Annotated in this window: 15 protein-coding genes and 1 rRNA gene; 11 read left to right on the top strand and 5 right to left on the bottom strand. The window is 59.0% G+C overall.

Annotated features, from left to right (window positions below):
• Window positions 1-31 precede the first annotated feature (31 nt).
• The 5 genes from EXY20_RS03545 (at window position 32) to EXY20_RS03525 (ending at window position 5,988) form a co-directional block, all read left to right on the top strand.
• Window positions 32-751, top strand: a complete 720-nt coding sequence (locus EXY20_RS03545) for a response regulator transcription factor (protein ID WP_235885337.1) — start codon at window positions 32-34, stop codon at window positions 749-751.
• Window positions 748-2,286, top strand: a complete 1,539-nt coding sequence (locus tag EXY20_RS03540) for an ATP-binding cassette domain-containing protein (RefSeq protein WP_135547751.1) — start codon at window positions 748-750, stop codon at window positions 2,284-2,286. Before EXY20_RS03545 ends, EXY20_RS03540 begins: the two co-directional genes overlap by 4 nt.
• Window positions 2,283-4,934, top strand: a complete 2,652-nt coding sequence (locus EXY20_RS03535; protein WP_135547749.1) for an ABC transporter permease — start codon at window positions 2,283-2,285, stop codon at window positions 4,932-4,934. Before EXY20_RS03540 ends, EXY20_RS03535 begins: the two co-directional genes overlap by 4 nt.
• 180 nt (window positions 4,935-5,114) lie before the next feature.
• Window positions 5,115-5,498 carry a hypothetical protein gene (locus EXY20_RS03530; protein ID WP_135547747.1) on the top strand — a complete coding sequence of 128 codons (384 nt, stop codon included), beginning with the start codon at window positions 5,115-5,117 and terminating at the stop codon, window positions 5,496-5,498.
• A gap of 298 nt (window positions 5,499-5,796) precedes the next feature.
• Window positions 5,797-5,988 (top strand): hypothetical protein, encoded by a 192-nt coding sequence (locus EXY20_RS03525; RefSeq protein ID WP_135547745.1) that lies wholly within the window; start codon window positions 5,797-5,799, stop codon window positions 5,986-5,988.
• A gap of 142 nt (window positions 5,989-6,130) precedes the next feature.
• Here EXY20_RS03525 and EXY20_RS03520 read toward each other — a convergent pair whose 3' ends face one another.
• From EXY20_RS03520 to EXY20_RS03510, 3 genes are all read right to left on the bottom strand, one after another.
• Window positions 6,131-7,519 carry a glycine--tRNA ligase gene (locus EXY20_RS03520; RefSeq protein ID WP_135547743.1) on the bottom strand — a complete coding sequence of 463 codons (1,389 nt, stop codon included), beginning with the start codon at window positions 7,517-7,519 and terminating at the stop codon, window positions 6,131-6,133.
• 340 nt (window positions 7,520-7,859) lie between these two features.
• Window positions 7,860-10,817 (bottom strand): DEAD/DEAH box helicase, encoded by a 2,958-nt coding sequence (locus EXY20_RS03515; RefSeq protein ID WP_235885336.1) that lies wholly within the window; start codon window positions 10,815-10,817, stop codon window positions 7,860-7,862.
• A gap of 414 nt (window positions 10,818-11,231) precedes the next feature.
• Window positions 11,232-13,193 carry an ADP-ribosylglycohydrolase family protein gene (locus EXY20_RS03510; RefSeq protein ID WP_167858959.1) on the bottom strand — a complete coding sequence of 654 codons (1,962 nt, stop codon included), beginning with the start codon at window positions 13,191-13,193 and terminating at the stop codon, window positions 11,232-11,234.
• A 120-nt stretch (window positions 13,194-13,313) separates the two neighbouring features.
• On the opposite strand from EXY20_RS03510, the gene EXY20_RS03505 reads away from it, so the two are divergent.
• The 4 genes from EXY20_RS03505 (at window position 13,314) to EXY20_RS03490 (ending at window position 16,115) form a co-directional block, all read left to right on the top strand.
• The gene (locus EXY20_RS03505) at window positions 13,314-14,228 is read left to right on the top strand and encodes a helix-turn-helix transcriptional regulator (RefSeq protein WP_167858958.1); all 915 of its coding nucleotides are present in this window, start codon (window positions 13,314-13,316) and stop codon (window positions 14,226-14,228) included.
• Window positions 14,225-15,061 carry a histidinol-phosphatase HisJ gene (hisJ, locus tag EXY20_RS03500; protein WP_135547735.1) on the top strand — a complete coding sequence of 279 codons (837 nt, stop codon included), beginning with the start codon at window positions 14,225-14,227 and terminating at the stop codon, window positions 15,059-15,061. Before EXY20_RS03505 ends, hisJ begins: the two co-directional genes overlap by 4 nt.
• 524 nt (window positions 15,062-15,585) lie before the next feature.
• The gene (locus EXY20_RS03495; RefSeq protein ID WP_135547733.1) at window positions 15,586-15,786 is read left to right on the top strand and encodes a cold-shock protein; all 201 of its coding nucleotides are present in this window, start codon (window positions 15,586-15,588) and stop codon (window positions 15,784-15,786) included.
• A gap of 110 nt (window positions 15,787-15,896) precedes the next feature.
• Window positions 15,897-16,115 carry a cold-shock protein gene (locus EXY20_RS03490; protein WP_407944888.1) on the top strand — a complete coding sequence of 73 codons (219 nt, stop codon included), beginning with the start codon at window positions 15,897-15,899 and terminating at the stop codon, window positions 16,113-16,115.
• A gap of 33 nt (window positions 16,116-16,148) precedes the next feature.
• Here EXY20_RS03490 and EXY20_RS03485 read toward each other — a convergent pair whose 3' ends face one another.
• Both EXY20_RS03485 and EXY20_RS03480 read right to left on the bottom strand, forming a co-directional pair.
• The gene (locus EXY20_RS03485) at window positions 16,149-17,294 is read right to left on the bottom strand and encodes a response regulator (RefSeq protein WP_135547730.1); all 1,146 of its coding nucleotides are present in this window, start codon (window positions 17,292-17,294) and stop codon (window positions 16,149-16,151) included.
• A complete protein-coding gene (locus EXY20_RS03480; RefSeq protein WP_135547728.1) occupies window positions 17,275-20,316 on the bottom strand; it encodes a hybrid sensor histidine kinase/response regulator in 3,042 nt (1,013 codons plus the stop codon). Before EXY20_RS03480 ends, EXY20_RS03485 begins: the two co-directional genes overlap by 20 nt.
• Before the next feature lie 213 nt (window positions 20,317-20,529).
• Between EXY20_RS03480 and EXY20_RS03475 the strand changes: the two genes are divergently transcribed.
• Both EXY20_RS03475 and EXY20_RS03470 read left to right on the top strand, forming a co-directional pair.
• Window positions 20,530-22,377, top strand: coding sequence for an exosporium glycoprotein BclB-related protein (locus EXY20_RS03475; protein ID WP_167858957.1), 1,848 nt, complete (start codon window positions 20,530-20,532; stop codon window positions 22,375-22,377).
• Between the two features lie 654 nt (window positions 22,378-23,031).
• Window positions 23,032-23,134 (top strand): 16S ribosomal RNA (locus EXY20_RS03470); the annotation flags it as partial.

Below are 23,134 nucleotides of genomic sequence, written 5' to 3'. Positions count from 1 at the left end.
AAACGCTAAGAAGATACGGAGAGAACGAAGCATGACGAATATGGATGAAGCGATCCGCATATTGGTCGTCGATGACGAGCAGAAAATGACTTCGTTCATCGCGTCCTACTTGTCCAATGAAGGGTATCGGGTGACGGAAGCACATAGCGGAGCGCACGCCTTGGAAGCTTTCGAAAGCGGCCCCGCCTTCGATCTTGTGCTGCTCGATTGGATGATGCCCGGCATGAACGGCTTGGACGTCTGCCGCCGGCTGCGCGTCATTTCCGAAGTGCCGGTCATTTTCCTGACCGCCAAATCGGAGGAGCTCGACAAGCTGCTGGGGCTGGAGATCGGAGCGGACGATTTTATTACCAAACCTTTTTCCATGAGAGAACTGGAAGCGAGAATACGCGTGGTGCTAAGAAGGACGAGGTCGGTTAGAGCGGTCGCTCCCCCCGAGGAAGAGCAGCTGTTGACGAGAGGGAAAATCTCGATTGATTTGAGAGGACACATTGCGTACTTGGGAGGCGTTCCCGTTAGCTTGACGCCTACAGAGTTCAAAATTTTGACGACACTGGCGAAAAATAAAGGCAGGGTGTTCAGCCGGCTGGACTTGCTTGAGATCGCTCTGGGAGAAGAATATTCGGGCTACGAGCGCTCCATCGACACGCACATTCGCAATTTGCGCAAGAAAGTGGAGAAAGATTTCTCGAATCCGGAAATCATTCTGACCGTTCATGGCATCGGTTACAAAATGGGCGATCCGTCATGAAAGCGCAGACGAAGCTAAGTCTCGTTCTCTTTGCGTTTGGAGTGACGGTATTTCTGTGCGCGAGCTTTTTTTTCCAAGGGCTCGGATTCCTGCCCGGCAACGATACCAGCTTATCGGTAACAGCGGTGCTGCTGTTTATCGCCGTGATTGCGATCGGGGGCTTCTCGTATCTGATTGCGCTCACCAACTGCCGTCGCCTGGTTCAGCTTGCTGCCAAAGCGAAACAGGTCCGTTCGCACCTCTCGCTCCGGACGATCGAGATAGCGGGCGCCAGGAACGACGAAATCGCCTCCGTGGCCGGCTCCTTCAATGAGCTGATCGCCAAGCTGACGAAAGGCGAGGAAGCCCGTAATCAAATGGTTGCGGACGTGGCGCACGAGCTGAGAACGCCGGTAGCGATTGTGCGGGGGCATCTGGAGACGATGCTGAAGGGAGCCGTGGAGCTTACCCCGGACAATCTGCTCCCGCTGCTGGACGAGACGAAACGGATGTCCCGCTTGCTGCAGGATATGCGGGACTTGAATTTGGCTGAAGCGGGCCAGCTGTCTCTGGTATGGTCATGGGTGCCTCTTGGAGCGATGCTGCAGGAGATCCTGTCGATCATGGAACTGGAAGCCGAATCCGAATCGGTCACTTTGTCGTTAGTTGGCGACTGGGACGGTGAACTGTATTGCGACGCCGCGCGCATCAAGCAAGTGCTGATCAATTTGATCGGCAATGCGATCCGCTACGGCGGGACCGGCGGGAAGGTCGAAGTCGCCTATCGTCCGGATGCGGAGGCGATCCGAATCGCGGTAACGGACAACGGGTCGGTGTTAATCCAAGTGCAGCATTTGTGGAAAATCTACGGTAAGGGCGAGGGCGGAATCGAAGCGCTGAAAGGCGTGTCGCTGGGCATCGCCAAAGGCGAAATGATAGCGATCATGGGACCGTCCGGCTGCGGCAAAACGACGCTGCTGAATTGCATGTCCGGTCTGGACGACGCAAGCAAGGGAGAGGTGCTGATTGACGGGACGGATGTGTCTGCCTTGCGGCCGAGGCTGCGGGACGCGTATCGTGCGAAAAATATGGGATTTGTCTTTCAGTCTTACAATCTGATTCCGGTGCTGACCGCGGCGGAAAATGTGGAGATGCCTCTGCTCTGCCTCGGCATGAAACCGAAGGAGGCGAGGGAGCGGGCGGTCGAAGCGCTGTCCCGGGTCGGGCTTCGTGCAAGGGAAAAGCATCGGCCGGCCGAACTGTCCGGCGGGCAGCAGCAGAGGGTGGCGATAGCAAGGGCGATTGTCAACCGCCCGCTGATTGTATGGGCGGACGAACCGACCGGCGCGCTGGACAGCAAGACGAACGCCATGGTGATGGATTTGATCGAGCATCTGAACCGGATGGAGCACATTACTTTCGTTATCGTGACGCATAACCCGGAAGTGGCCGGCTACGCCAACCGTACGTTCTTCATGGACAGCGGCAAAATCGTCGACGAGCGCAGGTCCGACCCCGCCGGGCGCCAGAAATCAATGCCTTGGAGCTTGGCATGATGCGGAAACCCCACTTGTGGAGGATGGCTTGGCGCAACATATGGAGGCAGAAAAAAACGTCCCTCTTGACCGCGTTCGGACTTGCCGTCAGCACGGCGCTCATGACAATGACGCTGATCTCGACAGCCGCGCTGAAGCATAGTTTGCAGGACGAAGTCAAACGGCAGTTCGGCAATATCGCTTTCGACATTCCCTCCGTGGAACAACAGATGCTGAAAACCCCGATTTTCTTCGCCGAGGATATTGCGAAGGTGACGGCGAGCTATGCGGACACGACCCCGGAAGGGGCGGAGCTGTTGCCGATCGTTTCCGGCTTGACGACACTCATTCGGAAAGACGAGGCAGGCGGCCGGGTTGGAATCACGACTCATCTTCATGCCATCGGGTTCGACCTTGAAGCGGCGATCCGCTTCGATCCCGGCTTGGCGCCGCTGCTGAAGGAAGAGCTGGGGCCAAGCGAGCTGATTTTGTCGGAAAGAGCGGCGAAAGCGACGAATGCGCGTGCGGGAGATTCCGTTTATTTGCTTGACGCAAGCACTCGGGAGCATCGCTTCACGGTAAAGGACGTTGTCCCGGAACGGGGAATGACCGGCTATCGCGGCCTCGCGAACGCAAACGCAACGGTGCTCGTTCGTGCCGACGACGCTCGACTCCTGTCCGGAACGGACGACGAAGGCTACACTAACCTGCTGGTAACCGATAGCAATCCTTCCGAATGGCGAGCAGTCCCGGTTCGGGCGACCTTCGAAAAAGAGCGCCGGGATGCCGCTGCATTTGTAACGGTCATTTTCGGGCTGACGAGCGGCATCGCCGTCATTATCGGCATCGTGCTGATGACGAATATTTTCAAGATGATCGCGGACGAACGAAAGCTGGAAATGGGAATTTTACGGGTGATCGGATTAGGCAGACGCGATCTGACAGCGCTGCTGACGATGGAAGGGCTGCTGTACGGCATTTTTTCGGGTTTGATCGGTGTTGCTGCCGGGGCAGGATTTGCCTATCTGCTGCTGTTCTCCATCGGGAATATGATTACCGGCACTGCGTTCGACCGGGAAATGTTTGCTTCCTTTTACGTCGAGCCTCAAGCATTATTGACCGGATTCGCCATCGGACTGCTGATCGTGCTCCTCTGCGTATGGAACGTCGCGCGTAAAGCGGCGAAAGCTTCGATCATCAAGGTGCTTGGGGCGCGAGACACGCTTCCCTCCCATCGGCATTCCCTTCTGAACGCATGGGCATCCGTCCTGTCCGTCATCGCCGTTGCGGGGATTATCGCATCGACGGCCGTTCCGGATTTTCGCAGCGAATGGATTTCCGAAGATAACTTGGGATTGGTCATCGTGCTCGTGCTGCTCACCGTCCCGTTCTTCGTTTTGCTGCTGGCGCAATACATGCGTTTTCTGTGCGACGGTCTTTTGCGAATATTCCGCCGGTCGGCAACCTTCACGATGATTTTGCGCCTTGCCTTCCGAAATTTGAACGAAAGCCGCACGAGAACGGGACTGCTGCTCCTCATGTTCGCATCGATTGCATGCTTCATCAGCCTGCCGATCGTGTACCATAGCGTAATGATGCAGTCATTGAAGGGCCCCGACCCAAGAGAGCTGGTCGGACAGTATGATCTTGTGGCCAGAATCCCGCGCGCGTTGAAAACCGAAGAGATCGAACGCCAGCTTCGGGAAGCGGGATATTCGGGCGAGCGGCAAAGGGTTCGATTGGCGGCCGTCCAGCAAGTGACGTGGAAAGAACAGCCGACGGATTGGGGAACCTTCCAGCTGAAAGCGAACGGAATCGACTCGAGTTTCGCCGAAACGAATCGAATTCCACTTGTAAAGCGGGATGCCAGGTTCGCTGACGACCGGGAGGCATGGTCGGAAATCGCGAACGACGGATCGGTCGTGATCGTATCGGAAGACGCGCTGCGCTATGAGGAGGGGAGAATCTATCAAATCGGCGATCCTTACACGATCAAGATCGATGATCGAGCGATCACGAAGACGATCGTCGGCATCGCCAAGACAACGGGGTACCATCCCGAATCATACGGGGCGTGGTTGAAGCGAGGCGAACTGGCCGCGTTGACAAAAGGCGAGAATGAAATCACCTCGACCGTGCTCGTCATGCTTGAGAAGCCGGACGCGAAGCTGCAAAAGGAGATCATAAGCGCGCTTTCGGCGGTTAACATCGCTCCCGTATCGAATATCGCGGAGATGGAGAACAGCTACTATTACAACATGATGGCGATTATCTCTCTATTCCGATGGTTTAATCAATTCGCTATGCTCATCGGATTAACCGGATTGCTGGTCGTGATGTACCGGCTCATCCGGCAGCGAAGGCAGCGGATCGGCATGCTGCGGGCAGTCGGGTTGACGCCCGCGCAGGTATACGGGGTCTTGTTGGCGGAAGGGGCGTTCCTCGCGGGAATCGGCGTTACGCTTGGTTTCGCCATCGGTGTTTATATGAGCGCTATTATTTTCGATGCCATGTTTCGAGACGGTTATTTCGCCGACCTTGCGCTTCCGTATGCGACGCTATTCCTCGCATTCGCCGGCACGCTCGCCGTTTCACTTGCGATATCCTGCCTCCCCGCAGGCAAAGCGCAACGCGTGCCGCCGACGGAGGCAACCCGGTATGTTGGCTGACGGCGAGACATCCCACCTTATTGCCGTCCAAATCAGTAAACACAAAGCTGGAATGGTCCGGAAAGCGCATAAATTTGGACACCTGTAAGTTGATAATAAATGACACAAGTTCCGCTTAACTTATTTGATATCATAAGGGAAGGAAACAGTATGCAGCGGAAATCGAAGGGAGGAGCATGGATGAGCGAGAATGCCAGCAGACCCCTTAGGGAAAATTCAGATGGGTATAAACCGCAAATTATTCCAAAAGCTTTGAAAGTTATTACAAATACTAAAAACAAACCATCTAAGGAGGCAATGAGGGTGGATGATCTTGTGGAGGTCTCGACCATTGATCTTATCGAAATGAAAATGGTAGGGGTACAAATGTCCTTGCCACCATCATCTCCGGATGAGTTTAAACAGCTATCCGAGCGACTGGACGCCTTGCGTCATCGAATCGACTGTAAGATCGGTATTTCATTCCGATTTACAACCCAGAGGATTTACACAAATATATTACCCGACAAAACAAAAAAACCACTCCCGATCGGTAACGAGAGTTCAACAAAGATTCGTATATGAACTGAAGTAACGAGCACGATAGTGCGGCGATGGAGATCCATCGCTTGTTTTCAATTTAATGCGCACAAACGGGCCCGAAGCGAAATAAGCCACTTTTCGAGGCCTATTTCTACTAAAATGGGCAATAGCCAGTGATTTCACTGGCTATTCGTGTCGATCTGCTCTGATTGAGGCTGTTTGGCCGAAATAACCAGTGATTTCACTGGCTATTTTTGATGAGACGGCCGAAATGGGGGCAATAAGCCATTTTTCATGGTCTATTTCGCCCCAGTCAAACAGAGAGAGGTGAGACGCTCCTATGAATGACATGGAATGGAGCGGGCGGGCGTTTAACCTGACAACATTGATCGGCCCTCCAACCTTTTTGCTCCAGAACTATTTGAGCATAGGGGTTCGTGGGGGATATGAAACTGGAGCGACGGGGCAATACCGTCAATCCGATTGGATTTATAGCTTTGAACGCATCGATTTGCATGAACGCATTCATTAACTGGAAGAACGAGAGGTGTCGGAACGATATCCGGAAATTCGGGTGACTCGTACGTTACGAGTGCGTAGCAGTACTGTTCAATAGCGCACAAATAAAAGGCACCGATTCCTCGCGGATCGGTGCCTTGTTTCCATAACAATCTTTAGAAGCGGACGCGTTCCGCCAAATAGCTCTTCAACTCGCCGATCGGCAGGCGCACCTGCGTCATCGAATCGCGCTCGCGCACGGTTACTTGGCCGTCGGTTTCGGATTCGAAGTCGTACGTGATGCAGAACGGCGTGCCGACTTCGTCCTGGCGGCGGTACCGTTTGCCGATCGAGCCGGTTTCGTCGTAGTCGACCATAAACTCGGCCGCCAGCGACGCGAACACTTTGCCGGCACCTTCGGCCAGCTTCTTCGACAGCGGCAGCACCGCCGCCTTGATCGGCGCCAGCGCCGGATGGAAGTGCAGCACGGTGCGGCTGTCGTCGCCCTCGAGCTGCTGCTCCTCGTAAGCGTCGATCAGGAACGCCAGCGTCACGCGGTCGGCGCCGAGCGAAGGCTCGATGCAGTACGGGATGTAGCGCTCGCTTGCATCCTGGTCGATATAGTTGAAATCTTCGCCGGAATGCTCCATATGCTGCTTCAGGTCGTAGTCGGTGCGGTCGGCGATGCCCCACAGCTCGCCCCAGCCGAACGGGAACCGGTACTCGATGTCGGTCGTTGCGTTGCTGTAATGGGACAGCTCGTCATCCGAATGATCGCGCAGGCGGATGCTCTCTTCCTTGATGCCCAGCGCCAGCAGCCAGTCGCGGCAGAAGCCGCGCCAGTATTCGAACCACTTCAGATCCTCGCCCGGCTTGCAAAAAAATTCAAGCTCCATCTGCTCGAACTCGCGCGTGCGGAACGTGAAGTTGCCCGGCGTAATTTCGTTGCGGAAGCTTTTGCCGATTTGGCCGATGCCGAACGGCATTTTTTTGCGCATCGTGCGCTGCACGTTTTTGAAATTGACGAAAATGCCTTGCGCCGTCTCCGGACGCAAATAAATTTCGTTCGTGCTCGACTCGGTGACGCCCTGGAACGTTTTGAACATCAGGTTGAACTGGCGAATGTCGGTAAAATCGCGGCTGCCGCAGTCCGGGCAGACGATTTGGTGCTCCTTGATCAGTTCGGCCATCTGCGCGAACGACAAGCCGTCGACGACCATTTCGATGCCTTTGGCGTCGAGAGCGTTTTCGATGATTTTGTCCGCGCGGTGGCGGGCTTTGCAGTTCTTGCAGTCGATCATCGGGTCGTTGAAGTTGCCGACGTGGCCGGAGGCGACCCACGCCCGCGGATTCATCAGAATCGCGGCGTCCAGGCCGACGTTGTACGGCGATTCCTGGATGAATTTTTTCCACCAGGCGCGTTTGATGTTGTTTTTCAGCTCGACGCCCAGCGGGCCGTAATCCCACGTGTTCGCCAGACCGCCGTAAATTTCCGAGCCCGGGAAAATAAATCCGCGGTGCTTGGCCAGCGCGACGACTTGCTCCATCGTTTTGCTCGTGCTCATTTCCCATCCATCTCCTTTATCAACGTAAAAAGCTCCCGCCCAATAGGCATCGAGCTTCGATGCCTAGGGACGAGAGCATGGCGCACCCGCGGTTCCACCCTAGTTGACGATCCGCACGCACGCGCGAACGCCCTCTTTTGGCCTAACGAGATCGGCTCCGGACTGCCTTTCCTTGATGCCGCCTCCGGGCTTCCACCGTCCCCGAATCGCTGCGCAGCGGGTGAATCAAGTACTTCGGTCCCTCATCGCCTCAAAAATCAACCTTCCCTTATCCTACCGAAACGGCGCGGCAAATTCAAGGGCCATTCGCGACGCCAGGCATAGAGGGCGGCTAACCGTGTTACTCCAGCGCCAGCAGCTCGCGAATATCCTGCTCCGTCAGCGCGGACAACTCCGTTTCGCCCGGCTGCACGACCTCGTCGATCAAGCTGCGTTTGCGCTCCTGGAGCGCGATCATTTTGTCCTCGACGGTGCCCTGGGCGACGAGCCGCATGACGTGCACGACCTGCTTCTGCCCGATGCGGTGCGCCCGGTCGGCCGCCTGCTGCTCGGCTGCCGGGTTCCACCACAGATCGTAGAGGATGACCGTGTCCGCCCCGGTCAAGTTGAGCCCGGTGCCGCCCGCCTTGAGCGAGATGAGGAACAGCTCGCGTTCGCCCTCGTTGAAGCGGGCGCAGGAAGCGACGCGTTCTTCGGCCGGCGTGCTGCCGTCGAGATAGAAGAACGGCACCCCGCGCTCCCCCAGCTCGCGTGCGATCATCCCCAGCATGCCGGTAAATTGTGAAAAGATCAGCGCCCGTTTGCCCGCGCCGCGGCACTCTTCCACGATTTCGAGCAGCTGCTCGAATTTGGCGGAGCCGCCGGCGTAGCCTTCCACGAAGAGTGCCGGATGGCAGCAAACCTGGCGCAGCCGGGTCAGGCCGGCCAGAATGCGAATGCGGCTGCGCTGAAAGTTGTTGTCGCGCAGGTGCTTCAGCGCTTCCGCCTTGAGCTCGGCGAGCAGCGCCGCGTACAGCTTCTTCTGCTCGGGCAGCAGTTCGGACGTTTGCAGCGACTCGATTTTGTCCGGCAGCTCGCGCACGACGTCCGCCTTCAGCCGCCGCAGCAGGAACGGCCGGATGCGCTTCGCCACGGCTTCGCGCGGCAGCTCGGCGAACGTCCGCCGGTCCGGGAACAGGCCGGGCATGACCGCTTCCGCAATCGACCACAAATCGTCGAGCGAATTTTCCACCGGCGTGCCGGTCAGCGCAAAACGATGCGCCGCCGCGAGCTGCCGCACCGCTTGCGCCGTTTGGGTGGCGTAGTTTTTGAACGCTTGCGCTTCGTCCAGGATGAGCGTATGGAACGTCTGGCCGGCATACAGCTCCGGGTCCTTGCGCAGCAGCGGGTAGGAGGTGATGACGACGTCCGCGCTGCCTGCCGCCTCATCCAGCACGGCGCTTCGTTCGTGCTTCGTGCCTTCGGCGATGACGGCGGCGATGTCGGGCGCGAATTTGCGCAGCTCGCCCAGCCAGTTGTAGACGAGCGAAGCGGGGCATACGATCAGCGCCGGCTGCTTGCGCTCGCGGATCTCCGGCAGGACGGATGCCAGGAAAGTGATGCTTTGCACCGTTTTGCCGAGCCCCATGTCGTCGGCCAGAATGCCGCCGAACCGGTAATGGGCGAGCGTCTTCATCCATTGGAAGCCGAACTTCTGATAGTCGCGGAGTACCGGGGCCAGCGGCTCCGGCAGCGGGCACTCGAGGTTGTCCGGGTTGCGCAGGTCGTCGAGAAACCGCCGCAGCGACTTGTCAAAATGGATGCTCGACCCGTTGTCGCGCGCGTCCAGCAGCCCGAGCCCGCGCAGCGCCGGCAACCGCAGCTCGGCGCCCTGCACGTCGCGGCTGGTAATGCCGATTCCTTTCAGGAAATGGCGAATTTCCGCAAACGCCTGCGTCTGCAGCGGCATCAGCGCGCCGTTCGGCAGCTTGTAGTATTTGCGCTTCATTTCCAAGTCCTGCAGGACGCGGCGAATTTCCGCCTCCGTAATGCCGGCCATGTGGAACGTGAAGCTCATCCAGTCGGTCCGTTCGGACAGCCGTACGCTGATCCGCGGCGGCGCCGAGCCGACGAACAGCCGCTCCTTGACCGCCGTTGTCGCATAAACCGCGAGTTGGTTCTCCAGCTCCGGAATGACGTTGTGCAGAAAATCGAACTGCTCCTCTTCATCCGGCCAAATGTAGCCGCCATCCGTTATCGTGCAAGGCACCGATTCCATCAACTCGAGAATGCGCTGCTCCTGATCGCCGTCCCGCAGCAGAATGCGGCTTTCCCCTTGCCCTTGCCGGTTCGATTGCGTCTTCGTATGCGCGAGCGGGTTGACGACGATATCGCCGTACTGGAATTCCAGCGATGCGAGCAGCCGGTCCTTCACCCGGTCCAAATAAAGCCGCGCCTTCAGCTTCGTCTTGACGATCCGGTCGCTGACCGCCTGCGCGATGCGGACGGCGCCGAGCTTCATCAGCCCCGGCACGACGCGCTCCATCAGTTGTTCGGCTTGTTCGGGCGCAAACGGCAGTCGCCCGGTGCCTTCGCGCTCGGTGAGCTGCTTCAGTTCGGCGAGCCGCGCGCAGTCGGCGGCCGGCAGCTGCCACAGCTTGCCGTCGTGAAGCACGGCGCTGTAGCTTTCCATGATCGTCAGCTCCGGCATTCCTTCGATCAGCAGCAGGTAGCCGTCTTCCTCGGGGGCGCGGTCGACGGCGAATTGCAGCGGCAGCGGTTCGTCGCTGATCCGGAAGCCGCGCCAGGTGCGGCGGCGATGCTGCAGCTCTACGGCGGGAGCCGCCGTCAGCAGTTGGCGCGCTGCCGGCCACGAGGCGGAATCGAGCGGCAAAACGCGCTCGCGATCGTTCTGTCTGCTGCGGGAAAGTTGGAACGAAGTGATGCCGTTCGTGTGGCGGTACAACTCTTCCCTCCGGACGACGCGGACCAGCTCGCGGATCAGCGCGTCGTCCGCGGCGCCGAAGTGGTGCTGTGCCGGGTCGTATTCGAACTGCGGCGTAAAGCTCAGCGTCCGGCCTTCGTCGACGCGTTTGAGAAAATCGCGGATATCCCGCACGATATAGAGCCGCCCGGGGCCGATGCGCAGCTCGATATCGAACAGCCAGTCGCGATATCCGTATTGGCGGGGCGTCAGCGTAAATTCGGCTTCCAGCCGCTGCCGCGATTCGAAGCGGGGGCGGACGCCGCTGGGCAGCTTCCGGCTGTCGCCGAACAGCGCCAGCACTTCGCCCGCCAGTCGCTCGTCTTTCGTGCTCATGGCGTTGGTCCTTTCTTTCAGCCGTGGTTGTCTTTTTTCCATGATAGCAACAACGGCAGGAGAAAGCGAACGGCGTATGTGTAGCTGTATATAACGAAATAGGCCATGAAAAATGGCCTATTTCGCGAAAAACGGGTCTCGTTGCCCAAATAGGCCATGTTTTCGCTGGTTATTTTGCTGGAAAGCCCGGTATTGGGCCGCTCGGGAGGAAATAGCCAGTGATTTCACTGGCTATTTGCGACGAGGCGGGGAAAAAGGGCTAATAGGCCATTTTTTGTGGCCTATTTCGAATGAGGGGTTCATGTGAAGCCGATGTTTGCTGTCGCACCTTCCGTTGCTGGCTTCGGTTGCTCGCTTTCGTTATGCGCTTCGGTTACTCGCTGTCCACTCACTTCCGCGGCCCGGGTTCGCCCGTCAGTCGACGTCGAACCGGATGCCGGTCAAGTAGAAGAACGGTCCCGGCTGGCGCTCGGGGCGCTGGGCGACCGGCAGCACGTACAGCTCCAGCGGCTCGTCGTCCTTGACCGCTTCGATTGCGATATCGTGCGCTCCTGCCGGAAGCACGAGCTCGTACAGCTTGCTCTGCGGCGCGCGATGGTACGCCGGCATGAAGTCGGTGCGCTGCGGCGCGTCGATGACGAGCTTGCCGTTCAACCACAGCTTCACCGGGCTGGCGGTGCCGGCGATCAGGCGCACGGCGCGCTCGCGCGGGTTGTGCAGCTTCGACTCGGCGCGGTAGACGCCCGGCGCCTCCGTGCCGAGCGCCCCGGCAAAGTCGAGCCGGTCGCCCGCGAAGCCGGCGATAACGCCGCCACTCGCCGCCTCGTTCGCCTCGCTTGTGCCGCTACCGCTCGCCGCCTTGCTCGTCGCGGCTCCGCCCGGCCCGCTGACGCGCCAGCGCGACGCCGCGACGAGCGCTAGGCCGACGCGCTCCGTCGCCCACAGGTCGCCGTCGTGGCGGCGATCCAGCAGCAGCGCCAGCCGGTGCGCACCGTCCGGCGCCTCCGCCGCTGCCGGCGCGGCCAGCGTCTCCTCCCACGCCAGCGCCTCGCCGGGCGCCAGCGCAAACGGATGCTCCGCCGGCGCGCCGCTCCAGCCGGCCGGCAGTTCCCAGCGCACGGCGCCTTCCCACGCTTCGCGGGAGCGGTTCGCCAGCGTCAGCGCCAGCCGCTTCGTACCGCCACGGGCGATGGAGGGCCCTTCCTCGCCGTAGTCGACCGTCAGCTCGACGCCTATACCTTCCGCACTGGTGCCTTGCGGCAGCAGGAAGCGGTTCGCCGTCGCCGGCGCACGCCACAACGCGCGCACCGCTTCGCTCGGCTCGGCCGGCAAGGCCGCCGCAGCCGAAGCCGAAGCCGAAGTCGCCGCATCGCGACTGATCGCGACGCCGGCGTCCCACACGGCGAGCACTTCGCGGCCGACGCGCATCGTGCGGCGGGTCAGCTCGTCGAGATTGGCCGGCACCGGGAAGCCCTTGATCGGCGGGCTGACGACGATCCGGTCGCCGACCGGCTTCACCCAGCGCTCGGGCAGCCCCTCCGGCCCGAGAATCATGCCAAGCAACGCCCCCAGCGTGGCGGCGGTGCAGTCCGTGTCGTAGCCGCAGTTGACGGCTTTCAGAATGCAATCCTCGAAATCGGCGCCGTACAGCCAGCCGAGAATCGTAAAGGCGATATTTTGCGGCGCGTCGGTGAAGTTGGGGCTGCCGTGATGAGCAAGCACGAGGCGGCGCGCTTCCAGCCAGTCGACGCCTTCGCCGTGCCAGCGCAGCAAGTCGCGCACGGCGAGCGCCGTGCGGCAATCCGGCGGAATGTGCGCCAGCCCGATCGCGATCAGCCGATCGCGGTCCGATTCGACGAAAGCGGCGCTCTCCATCGCCGCAAACAACATTTCCCCATACACCCCTTCGCCGCCGGCATGGTCGACAATGGCGTCCTGATACGCGTAATATGCGGCGACCGACGGCGCTGCGGGTGCGGCCATCGCCCAAATTTCCGAACGAATCGGCGAACCCATGCAATCGGCGAACGGGTTGTTGAACGAGCCCGCCACCGGCGCAGCCAGTCCCCGGCGCAAATTCGTCAGCGCATACCCGTACTCGTCGAACGGGAAAAAGACATGCTCCACCCATTCCTTCCCAAGCTCCTCCGCGGTCAACCGCGCCCCGTACTGCTCCAGCGCATGCAGCCAGACGAGCTGCAGGTCGAGATCGTCGTTTTCGAGCGGGCCGTCCGGGAGCACCGGATAATAGGTCAGCTGCAGCAGCTCCATTTTGCCTTCCACCGGAGCGCCCAGCGTGCCGCCGATATTTTTGCCGAGCCAGCCTCCGTATACTTTGCGGTAATAGTCCTGTTCGTTCAGTACAATGGTTGTCAAAGGGATCATTTCCTTTCTGCGGGGTCTCCGATATAATCATCATAACAGGCGGCAAGCGGCCGCTTCCATGAACGTTATTGCGATTTGGCCGGCCGCCAATATCGGGAAACGGAGGGCATCTTGCGCTACTTTTCGCTCGCCCGCCACGCGGCGCTCGACGTCAAGTGGGCGGGACACCACGACAGGACGAACGGCAAACCCGGCGAAGTGCACAGCAATCCCCATTACGAGCTGATTGTGGTGGCGGACGGCCCGGTGCATTTGGCGGTCGGCGACGACAAGCTCACGCTCTTGTCCGGCGACACGCTGTTGTTATTGCCGTGGGACCCGCATTACATTTGGAAGCCGAGCGACGGCGGATTGTTTTTTTGGGCGCAATTTACGGCCGATCCCGGCTTGACCGAACGGGAGAACGGGACGATACTTAGCGACGAACGCAGAATCGTCCATGCCCCCGAATCGCTGCTGCGCACGTCCGGCACCCGCGACGTCGACAGCCTGCTTTTGCCGCGCCGTCATCGGACGACGGAACGGTTCCGGTTGCTCGGCGAGTTCGAGCGGCTGCTGCGTGAATTCCGCCAGCCGAGAGGCTATTTTCGTTTCCGGCTGTCGATCGTGCTGGCCGGTATGCTGGAACAATTGGCGGACGAAGTGCTGCGTCAGAACGCGGAAACGGAAGTGCCGGTACCCTTTCTGACGTTTCGCCGGATCGTCAATCATTTGGAAGAATCGTACATGCAGCCCAATTCGAAGGAAACGATCGAGCAGGCGATCGGCCGCAATTACGAGTACATCTGCCAGGTGTTCAAAAAGTACGCCGGCATCTCCGTAGTCACTTATATTCACCAACTGAGGATCCAGCGGGCAAAATTTTTGCTTCACGCCGGCCCTTGCAGCTTGCAGGAAGTGGCCGAAGCGGTCGGGTTTCAGGACACCTTCTACTTCAGCCGCGTGTTCAAGAAGCTGGAAGGCCTGGCGCCTTCCGCCTATCGCGAAGCGAACAAATCACAGCATAAAGGAGAGAACCCCCGTTGACGCTAAAATGGGACGGCCACACGCATACGAAGTTTTGTTACCACGGCAACGATGCGGAGCAGGAGGCGTATCTAGACCGCGCGCTCGCACTCGGCTTCGAGCGGTATACGATCAGCGAGCATCCGCCGCTGCCGCAAGGGTGGGTGGAGGATGGGGAGCTGTTCCGCGAGCTGGCGATGCCGATGGACGAACTGCCGGCTTATATGGCGTACGCCAAAGCGATGAAACGCCAATATGAAGGACGGCTCGACGTGACGGTCGGGCTGGAGCTCGATTATTTGCCGGGGGCGTTCGGCTTTACGGAGCGGATCGTCGACGAGTGGCAGGGCGAGCTGGAGGATGTCGTGTATTCCGTGCATTATTTGCGCGGGCGAGGCGGGGTCATGCAGTGCGTCGACTACAAACCCGACCACTTTGCCGAGCATCTGCTGGCTTATTACGGCACGATGACGAATGTCGTCGACGAATATTACGACCATGTGGAAGCGGCGATCGCGCGGGCGGGTCATCTCCCTTCGCACATCCGCAAGCGGATCGGCCATATTAATTTGATCGAAAAGTTCGCGTCGGCGCTGCCGCCGATCGACGAAAACCACATTCGCCGCCGGCTGGAAGCGATTTTGCCGCTGCTGGCCGCGACCGGCGTCGGCATCGACGTGAACACGGCCGGGATGCGCGTGGCGACATGCGGCAAGCCGTACGTACCGGCCTGGTTTCTCGCCGCTTGCCGGGCGCGGGGCATCGCTTGTGTGTATGGCTCGGATTCGCATAAACCGGATCATGTCGGCTTCGGCTGGGAGTGGTTTGCCGCACAAAGCAATATTGGTAGATAAGAATTACGATTTCTTGCTCGGCAACGAAAATAGCCCATGAAAAATGGCCTATTTGCCTCCTATTGCCCGGCTCATCGGAAATAACCAGTGAAAACACTGGTTATTTCCTCCCGATCGACTTCAAATCGGCACTTCAAGCGAAATAGCCAGTGATTTCGCTGGTTATTTTGAAGAGGCTGCCCGTTTTTGGTTAAATAGGCAAGAAAACATGGCCTATTTGGCAAGGGGTTAGTTGGCAAATGGGGGGATGGCGCTTGCCCCGATGGCCGCGGGCAAAAAAGCCGCCCTTTCAGACTCCAAACCAAAAAGGACCGTGAGGATGATCTTCTCTGACGGTTTTTCTCATTTTTTTTCAAAATGGGGCTTGCAATTGGTGTTAGGATAGTGTATATTCTAGATATTAACCAAATTCACATAGCGTAGATGGTTATTGCTTCATCTCAATAACTATGTACGATGTGTGAATTTTTATTTGTTTGCAAATGAAAAAGATCATGTTAATAACCAAAAGGTGGTAATTCGAAATGGAAACAGGAACAGTAAAATGGTTTAACGCAGAAAAAGGCTTTGGCTTCATCGAAGTGGAAGGCGGCAAAGACGTTTTCGTTCACTTCAGCGCAATCGTTGGCGACGGCTACAAATCGTTGGACGAAGGGCAACGCGTCGAGTTTAACGTCGTTCAAGGCAACCGCGGCCCGCAAGCCGAGAACGTCGTTAAACTGTAAATCGATGCGCAATAAGGCCCCAAACAATTTGTTTGGGGCCTTATTTTTTCGGCAACAGGCTCGAAACGGCGCTTGCGAATCGCAGCACCGAATCCGGAACGGAAAGAGGGATGCACATGTATCATTCCCGGAAAAGACCGCTTGACGATACCCCATTGGAAATGACGCCAGTTTGGTCTTGCTCGAATGAAAACTGCAAGGGATGGATGCGAGATAACTTTTCGTTATCCGTCGCTCCCGTATGCCCCCAATGTCATTCCGTGATGGTGAAAGGCGAACGCAATCTGATCGCCCTCGCGAATACGAGCCACAACCAGATCAAACAATAATCGCGCCCGGACAAGAGCCGGGTAACCAACCCGTCACGGGGTCCGGCTGTTGCCTTGCAACAGCCTTTTTGTTATGCCGGAGGGTTCCAACTGCAACTCCTGCCGCAGCGTCTGCTCCAGTTTCCGGTACACCCGGACCGCTTCCTGGTGACGGCCGAGCTTCTGCAGGCTGGCGATCCAGCAGCGGTGCGCTTCTTCGTTGTACGGATCCTGGCTGCAGAGACGCTCCGCCGTTTGTGCGGCTTGTTCCGCCTCTCCGCGATCCCAATAAGCTTTCGCCAGCGACAGCAACAAGTGTGCGGTCTCCTGGTCGCACTCCTCCGCCATTCCTTCCGCCCACATGTAGTCCGAATCCCCGAACAGCGGCCCCCCGCAAAGCGCCAGGACATCTTCGATTTCGTCGGGCGCGGGAGTTTTTTGCCGTCTGATCGCCTCCAATTTCCTTCGGAATAGGAGCCAATCGATAGCGACCCGATCCACGTCGAGAAAATAGCGCTGATCCTCGAACAACACAATAGGGCCGGTGCCGAGCGCCTTCAAATTTTTGCGCAAGTAGCTGACGCAGGTGTGCAAGTAAACTTTTGCTTTCTGGTGGTGTTCCTCCGGCCACAACTGCTCCAGAATGACGTCTCGGTGGGGACGGCTGTCCGCATGCGCCGCCAAATAAGCGAGCAGTTCCTTTTCCTTGGACGTTCGCATCTTGAACCGTCGCCCGCTGCCGTCCGTCGCCTCGAAGCCGCCGAACAAGCGGATATGCAGCTTCGGCGCCGCATCGCCATCGGAGGCTGCCGAAGCGGGAGCGGCTATGGGCGCGCCCTTCTCGAGCTCCTTGCGGACCCGGGCCACCGTACGCTCCAGACGTTTCATTTCCAGCGGCTTCAGGATGTAATCGAGCGCCTCCTGTTCAAAGGCGGCAATTGCGTAACGGTCATAGGCCGTCACGAATACGAGATGAACGTCGGCGAACTCGCCGTTGATCGTTTCGGCCAGCTCGAGGCCGTTTACTTCCGGCATTTCGATATCGAGGAACACGACGTCGGGCAGCCGCTCCCGCATGCAGGCCAGCGCGTCCCTTGCATTGCCGGCTTGGCCGACAATCGTCACACCGCCGATTTTGTGCAGAAACAACGCCAGCAAATTGCGCGCATGCTCCTCGTCGTCAATTAATATCGCTTTCATCCTGCTTGTCACTTCCTTCGTCTGTGCCGGGACGCTCCATCGGGAGCCAGACGGTCACTTTCGTCCCGCGGCCCGGTTCGCTTTCGATGACCGGACGCTTGTCCGTCAGGTGGGCGATGCGCCGCCGGATATTGAGCAAGCCGACGCCCTGGTCGGCATCGTGCCGCTCGAACGCCGTCTCCGCCTGCTCGGGCGTCATGCCTACGCCGTCGTCCTCCACCGTAATTTGCACATAACCGGTTTGGCCGCGAACGGTTAATCGGACCGTACCGCCCTGGATTCGTTTTGTAATGCCGTGCCGGATCGCATTTTCCACGAGCGGCTCAATCGTCAGCGGCATGACGCGGCAATCGTAAAGCTCCGTATCCGCATCGAGCTCGAAGCGGAGCCGTTCGCCGAACCGCGCTTTTTCGATATCGACATACGCCTGCACCAGCTCCATCTCCTTGCGCAACGTGACGGTTTCCTCCGTGTTGTCGAGATGGAAGATGACGCGCAAATAGTGGCTGAATACCGAAATCAACTCTCCGGCGCGCGGACCGTCCGTATAGCAGAGGGCCATGATTGTGCCGAGCGCGTTGTAAAGAAAATGCGGCTTGATCTGCGATTGCAGGAACGCCATTTCGTTCCGGGCCGACTCCTTGGCCAGCCGCTTGATCGCCAGCAGCGTGCGGATACGGACGCGAATTTCGCCGGCATCGAGCGGCCTTGCGATGAAGTCGCTGCCCCCCGAGGTTATGCCCGCTTCGATGTCCGCCGGCGTATTCCGCGCGCTGATGAACAGCACCGGCAGCTCCGCATGCGTAAAATGGCGGCGAATCTCGCGGCATACCCCATAACCGTTCGCTTCCGGCAGCAGCACGTCCAGCAGCACGATGTCCGGCCTTTCCTTGCGGGCGACGAGCGCCAGCGCCTCTTTGTCCGAGGAGGCGGCCGACACGTCGTACCCTTCCATTTCCAGTATGCCGTACAGCTGCTCCAGATTGAGCGGGTCGGCGGAGGCGAGCAGCACTTTGGGCCCGCCGCGATCGGCCGTCGTTCGCGGGCCCGGCGGGACAGGCGGCTTGGAGGCCGCTTTCGCGCCTTCTTTCGGTGCGGCTTTTGCCGCTGCCGGCAAGCGGAGGCGAATCGTTCCCGCCGCTTCGTCAAGCGCAAACTGTCCGTTCATTCGTTCCATCAGCTCGCTTGCGATCGACAGGCCAACCGCCACGGAGCCGTTGTCCGCCGTCGATTCGCGCTCCACGCCCGCAGGGTCGATCGCGATTTCGACAAAGGAGCCGTCCTGCACCTTGCGGCTTCCGATGGCGATCGTGCCGTCCTGTACGCGCCGCAAGGCGTAGTCGATCGCGTTGTAAAGCACCTGCATGAACCGGATTTCGTCGGCGACGATCAGGCGGGCGCTCGGAGCGAAGTCGGAATCGAACGATATGTTGCGGCCCTTGGCAAGAAAACCGAACACCTCGATCGCCACGGATGCGCACGCGACGATATCGACGATGCGCGGCTCCAGATCGAGCCGGCCTTCCTTGAGCTTGGCGGCGTCGATTACGTCCTTGACCAGATTCGACATCCGGTAGGCGGTGCTGCGAATCAGGCGGAGCCGTTCGTGCTGCTTCGCTTCGCCGGATTTTTTGAACTTCTCTTCGAGCGCGGATTGCGCCAAATTGATAATGCCGTGCAGCGGTGTATTCAACTCGTGGGACGTCAATAGCAGAAATTCGTCTTTCATCCGGTCGGCCATTTGCAGCTGCCGCGTCAACCGGCTCATGGACGAGTACGCCACAAAATATTGCCGCGCCTGCATCATGACGATGAACAGGCAAACCAGCACGATCGCAACATTCGTGACGATGCCCGAAATCTTGTTTTCATTGCTCAGGACGATGCTTACTTCCGTAAGCAGCAAGCAGTAGACGGCGGCAAAAAACAGCTGAAACGCCCGTCTGTCGAGCGTGCCGTAGTTTCCGCGGGCGTAAGCGATCAGCAGCAGCGCGACCAGCACGGCCAGCGATAGCGGAACGCCGGCATATGCCGCGTCCTGCAGCAGCGAGTAAATCCGGAACGGAAGCGCGGCAATGCCGGCGCAATACAGCGCATACGCGATCGCCAGCGTCAGGAACAGCTTGTTGAATGCGAACGGCTTGAACATGACGCGCACGATCGAGAACAGCGCCACCGGTCGCAGAAACGTTGCCAACAGCTTGATTTTGAACGTCCATTCGAAGGGGAGATGCGGGAACAGCTGCATGAAAATCCGTTCCCCGTTCGTAATCATGCTGAGGCCGGAGATGAAAAAGTATGCGCCGAACAGCAACAGCAGCTTGTTCCGATGAAACCAGAGATGGAGCGACAAGGCGAACAGGCCGAACAGCAGCGAAACGAGGGAAGCCGTCCATTCGAACGATGTTTGCAGCGTTTTGCCTGCCGCGATATCTTCGGCAAGACCGAAATACAGCGAGTTGGTGACGCCGCCGCTCCGGTAATCGAAATTGGCCGCTTGCAGCAGCAGCTCGATTTCGTTCCGGTCGGCATGGAAATAGGCGGTATACGGTACGTTGCGCGGCGTGTAGCTTGCTTTTGATTCGCCGGGAAGGCCGGATTGCCCCATCAACACGCCCTCGACATAGAGCTTGTCGGCAAACCGCACATAGTTTTTGGCGACGGCGAACTGCCTGTCGGTTTGCTGGAGCCGGATGAGCAGCCGGTACGTGCCGTAGCCCGCGGCTTTCATCGGCGTCCCGCGATTGATTTGCGGCTGCTCCCATTTGCCCGGCACCGTCATATAACGCTTGTAGGCGGCGGCGCCTTGCACATCGCCCGGAGCAAGCAATCGATTGGGGTAAAACTCCCATTCGCCGTCGAGCGGCACAGAACCGTCCTTGGCGAAATTCCAGCCGCTCAAGTCCAGTACGCCCTGGACCGCCGCGGGCGCATGCTTGCCCGCGAATGCGGAAATCCACATCGCTGCCGCGACGATTGCAGTCAGAACGATGATTCCCGCCCAAAATCCGAACCTGCGCATATGCCGCCGGGCCTCCTTCGATACGTGCCATTATAGTGTACCTGTTCCCGCTTAACAATTGCTTAATGACCGTCGGGCCCGAAAACCGTAGGCGCTGCTGACGGCCGACGGGCAAGCTGTTAAGCGAACGTTAAGCGGCCTTTGGTATCGTTGCCGATGACGGTGCGGGCCGGTGGGCTTGCAGCGATATTACTATGGGAGCGGAGGATTGGCGTGGTACACCAATCGAATGGATCGGAGCAACATTTGCAGCGGAATCGTTTTCTCAAACGGATGATAAAGCCGGTCATGCATACGGTGCTGGCCGCGGCGCTGTTCAGTCAGGCGATCGGCGCTGCGCCGTGGGCGCGGGCCGGCGTTGTGTCGGCGGCGGCGAACGTTTCGTTTGCCGACGTGGGTGCCGATTCCTGGGCCTACAAGTACATAACGAAGTTGGCAGCGCTCGGCGTGGCGGAAGGGGACGGCGGTAATTTCAATCCGGACCAGTCTGTCAGCCGCCAAGAGGCTGTCGTTATGGCGCTTCGTTTCATGGGGATCGAAAGCCCGGGGGCGGCGGAAGGCGAATTGCCGCTCGGCACCGACGCCTGGGCGAAGAACTGGGTTCAGTTCGCGATCGCAAAAGGGCTGATCGCGCCAGGCGAAGAGTCGTCCGCCGGCAACTGGGGGGCGGAGGCGGCTACGCGCGAGTGGGTGGCCAAGCTTGTCGTGAGGGCGCTCGGGAAGGAAACGTCCGCCGCGGCGCTCAGCGACAGTCCCGTGCCGTTCGGCGACGCCTCCGGCGTGTCTCCGGGAGGGGCCGGCTATATCAACGCCGCCGTTCAGCTGGAGATCATCGACGGGTTCCCCGACCGGACGTTCCGGCCGCTCGAGCCGATCACGCGGGCGCAGGTTGCCAAAGTGCTGAGCAACGCGGAAGTGTATCTCGCCCAGCAGCCGGGCAAGGTGGCCAAAGGCACGTTCACCGGACTGGCGGACGGCACGCTGTCGCTGCTCACGGACGACGGGGCGATCGAACGGTTCCAGGTTAACGCGGATACGATCGTTTACGGTTCGGAAGGCGAAGGCTCGGAGCTGCGGCCGGGGCAGCGGGTGACGGTCGTGTATGCGAACGGCGCCGCCACTTTTGTCGACGCGGCCGAAATTCAGAAGCAGGAGCCGGTTGTCCCGGCAAAGGACGGGAAAGACGGCGCGAAAGGCGACAAGGGCGAGCAGGGGGCTAAAGGGGACAAAGGCGAGCAAGGTCCGGCAGGTGCCGCGGGCGCGCAAGGCCCGGCGGGTCCTCAAGGTCCTGCGGGGCCGGCAGGTCCTCAAGGCCCGGCAGGCGCCGCAGGCGCGCAAGGTCCGGCGGGAGCCGGGCTGGCGGGAGTTGTTGCCTATAATGTCGCGGATGCGCCGACTTATGCGGTCAATAAAGTCGTGACCTACGAGGGCAGCACTTATATCGTGAATACGGCGCCGCCGGTCGGCTTGCCGAATGTATCGGCCCACTATACACTTCTGGCGGCGAAAGGCGATACGGGCCCGGCCGGCAGCGGCGGCGCCGGCGGTGCAGGCGCGATCATCCCGTATGCGTCGGGGATGCCGGTCAGTTTGACTACGGCAGCTGGAGGACTGTCCGGTAACGTGGCGGCGATCGGATTCGGCAAGTCAGTCGCGGTGTCGCTCGTCGGGAGCTCAATCGATTTGACAGGTTCGGCAGGTACCGATCTCAATTACGCATTTGTTGTGCCGCAGGCGGGTACGATCAAAGCGGTGTCGGCAACTTTCAGCACTTTTGCCAACGCTTTTGTGGGAACGACAATAAACATACAAGCCCAACTTTATAGTGCGGACGCTGGAAGCAATGTGTTTGCGCCGATCGCCGGCACGGCTGTTCAATTGACGCCTGGCCTGACAGCATTGCTGATGGACGGTACAATGTCCTACGGCACGCTTACCGGCTTGTCAATCCCGGTCACAGCCGGTACGCGATTGCTGCTGGTGTTTTCCGCTACGGCATCCGGAGCCATGTTGATAAATACGATGAACGGCTACGCAAGTGCCGGCGTCAGCATTCAGTAACGGTTCTCCGCTATTTTGGCGGCAAGCTGCGGCTGCGGCTTCCGGGCTAACGCCCGGAGGCCGTTTCGCGCGCCGGCGTTGCTTCAGCAAAGCGTGTGTTTCGAAATAGGCCATGTTTTACTGGCTATTTCACGATATTCGGGCAGTCTCTCTGAAATAGCCAGCGATTTTATTGGCTATTTGGCTATAATGTGCGTTTGGAGGGCTGTTTGGTGCGAATAGCCAATGAATTCACTGGCTATTTTTGATTCATGGGCGAAATGGCGGCAATAAGCCATTTTTTTTGGGTTATTTTTGGGGTCGGGCTGTTCCGACGGCCTTGCTTGGCGGTCCTGACAGTCTGAATAAAAAGTTGGGACGATGGGTTGACATCGCTTTTGCGTCTGTGCTATATTGGTCTTCCGGCCGCGAGAGCAGGCTCGGACGGCACGAGAAGCAAGCGGTGCGAACCGCGAGAAAGCAGCCAACTGGTAAAAATTGAGGGTTGCAATCGAATGTCGAAACGTGCTAAGATGTAATTCCTGTCGCTTACGGGCGACGGACAAGCAAGAACAACAGCAAGTCATTGCCCTTTGAAAACTGAACAACGAGTGAGCAAGCAACAGCGATCTTCGGATCGTAAGCTAGTGTTTTGAAGAGCAAGTTCGAACTACCTTTATGGAGAGTTTGATCCTGGCTCAGGACGAACGCTGGCGGCGTGCCTAATACATGCAAGTCGAGCGGGTTCATCCTTCGGGATGGGCTAGCGGCGGACGGG

Origin of the sequence: Paenibacillus cymbidii, assembly GCF_004764705.1 — a bacterium.
GTDB classification, from domain to species: Bacteria; Bacillota; Bacilli; order Paenibacillales; family NBRC-103111; genus Paenibacillus_AN; species Paenibacillus_AN cymbidii.
Note: the sequence above shows the minus strand (reverse complement) of the source record. Positions and strands in the feature narration are given on the sequence as shown.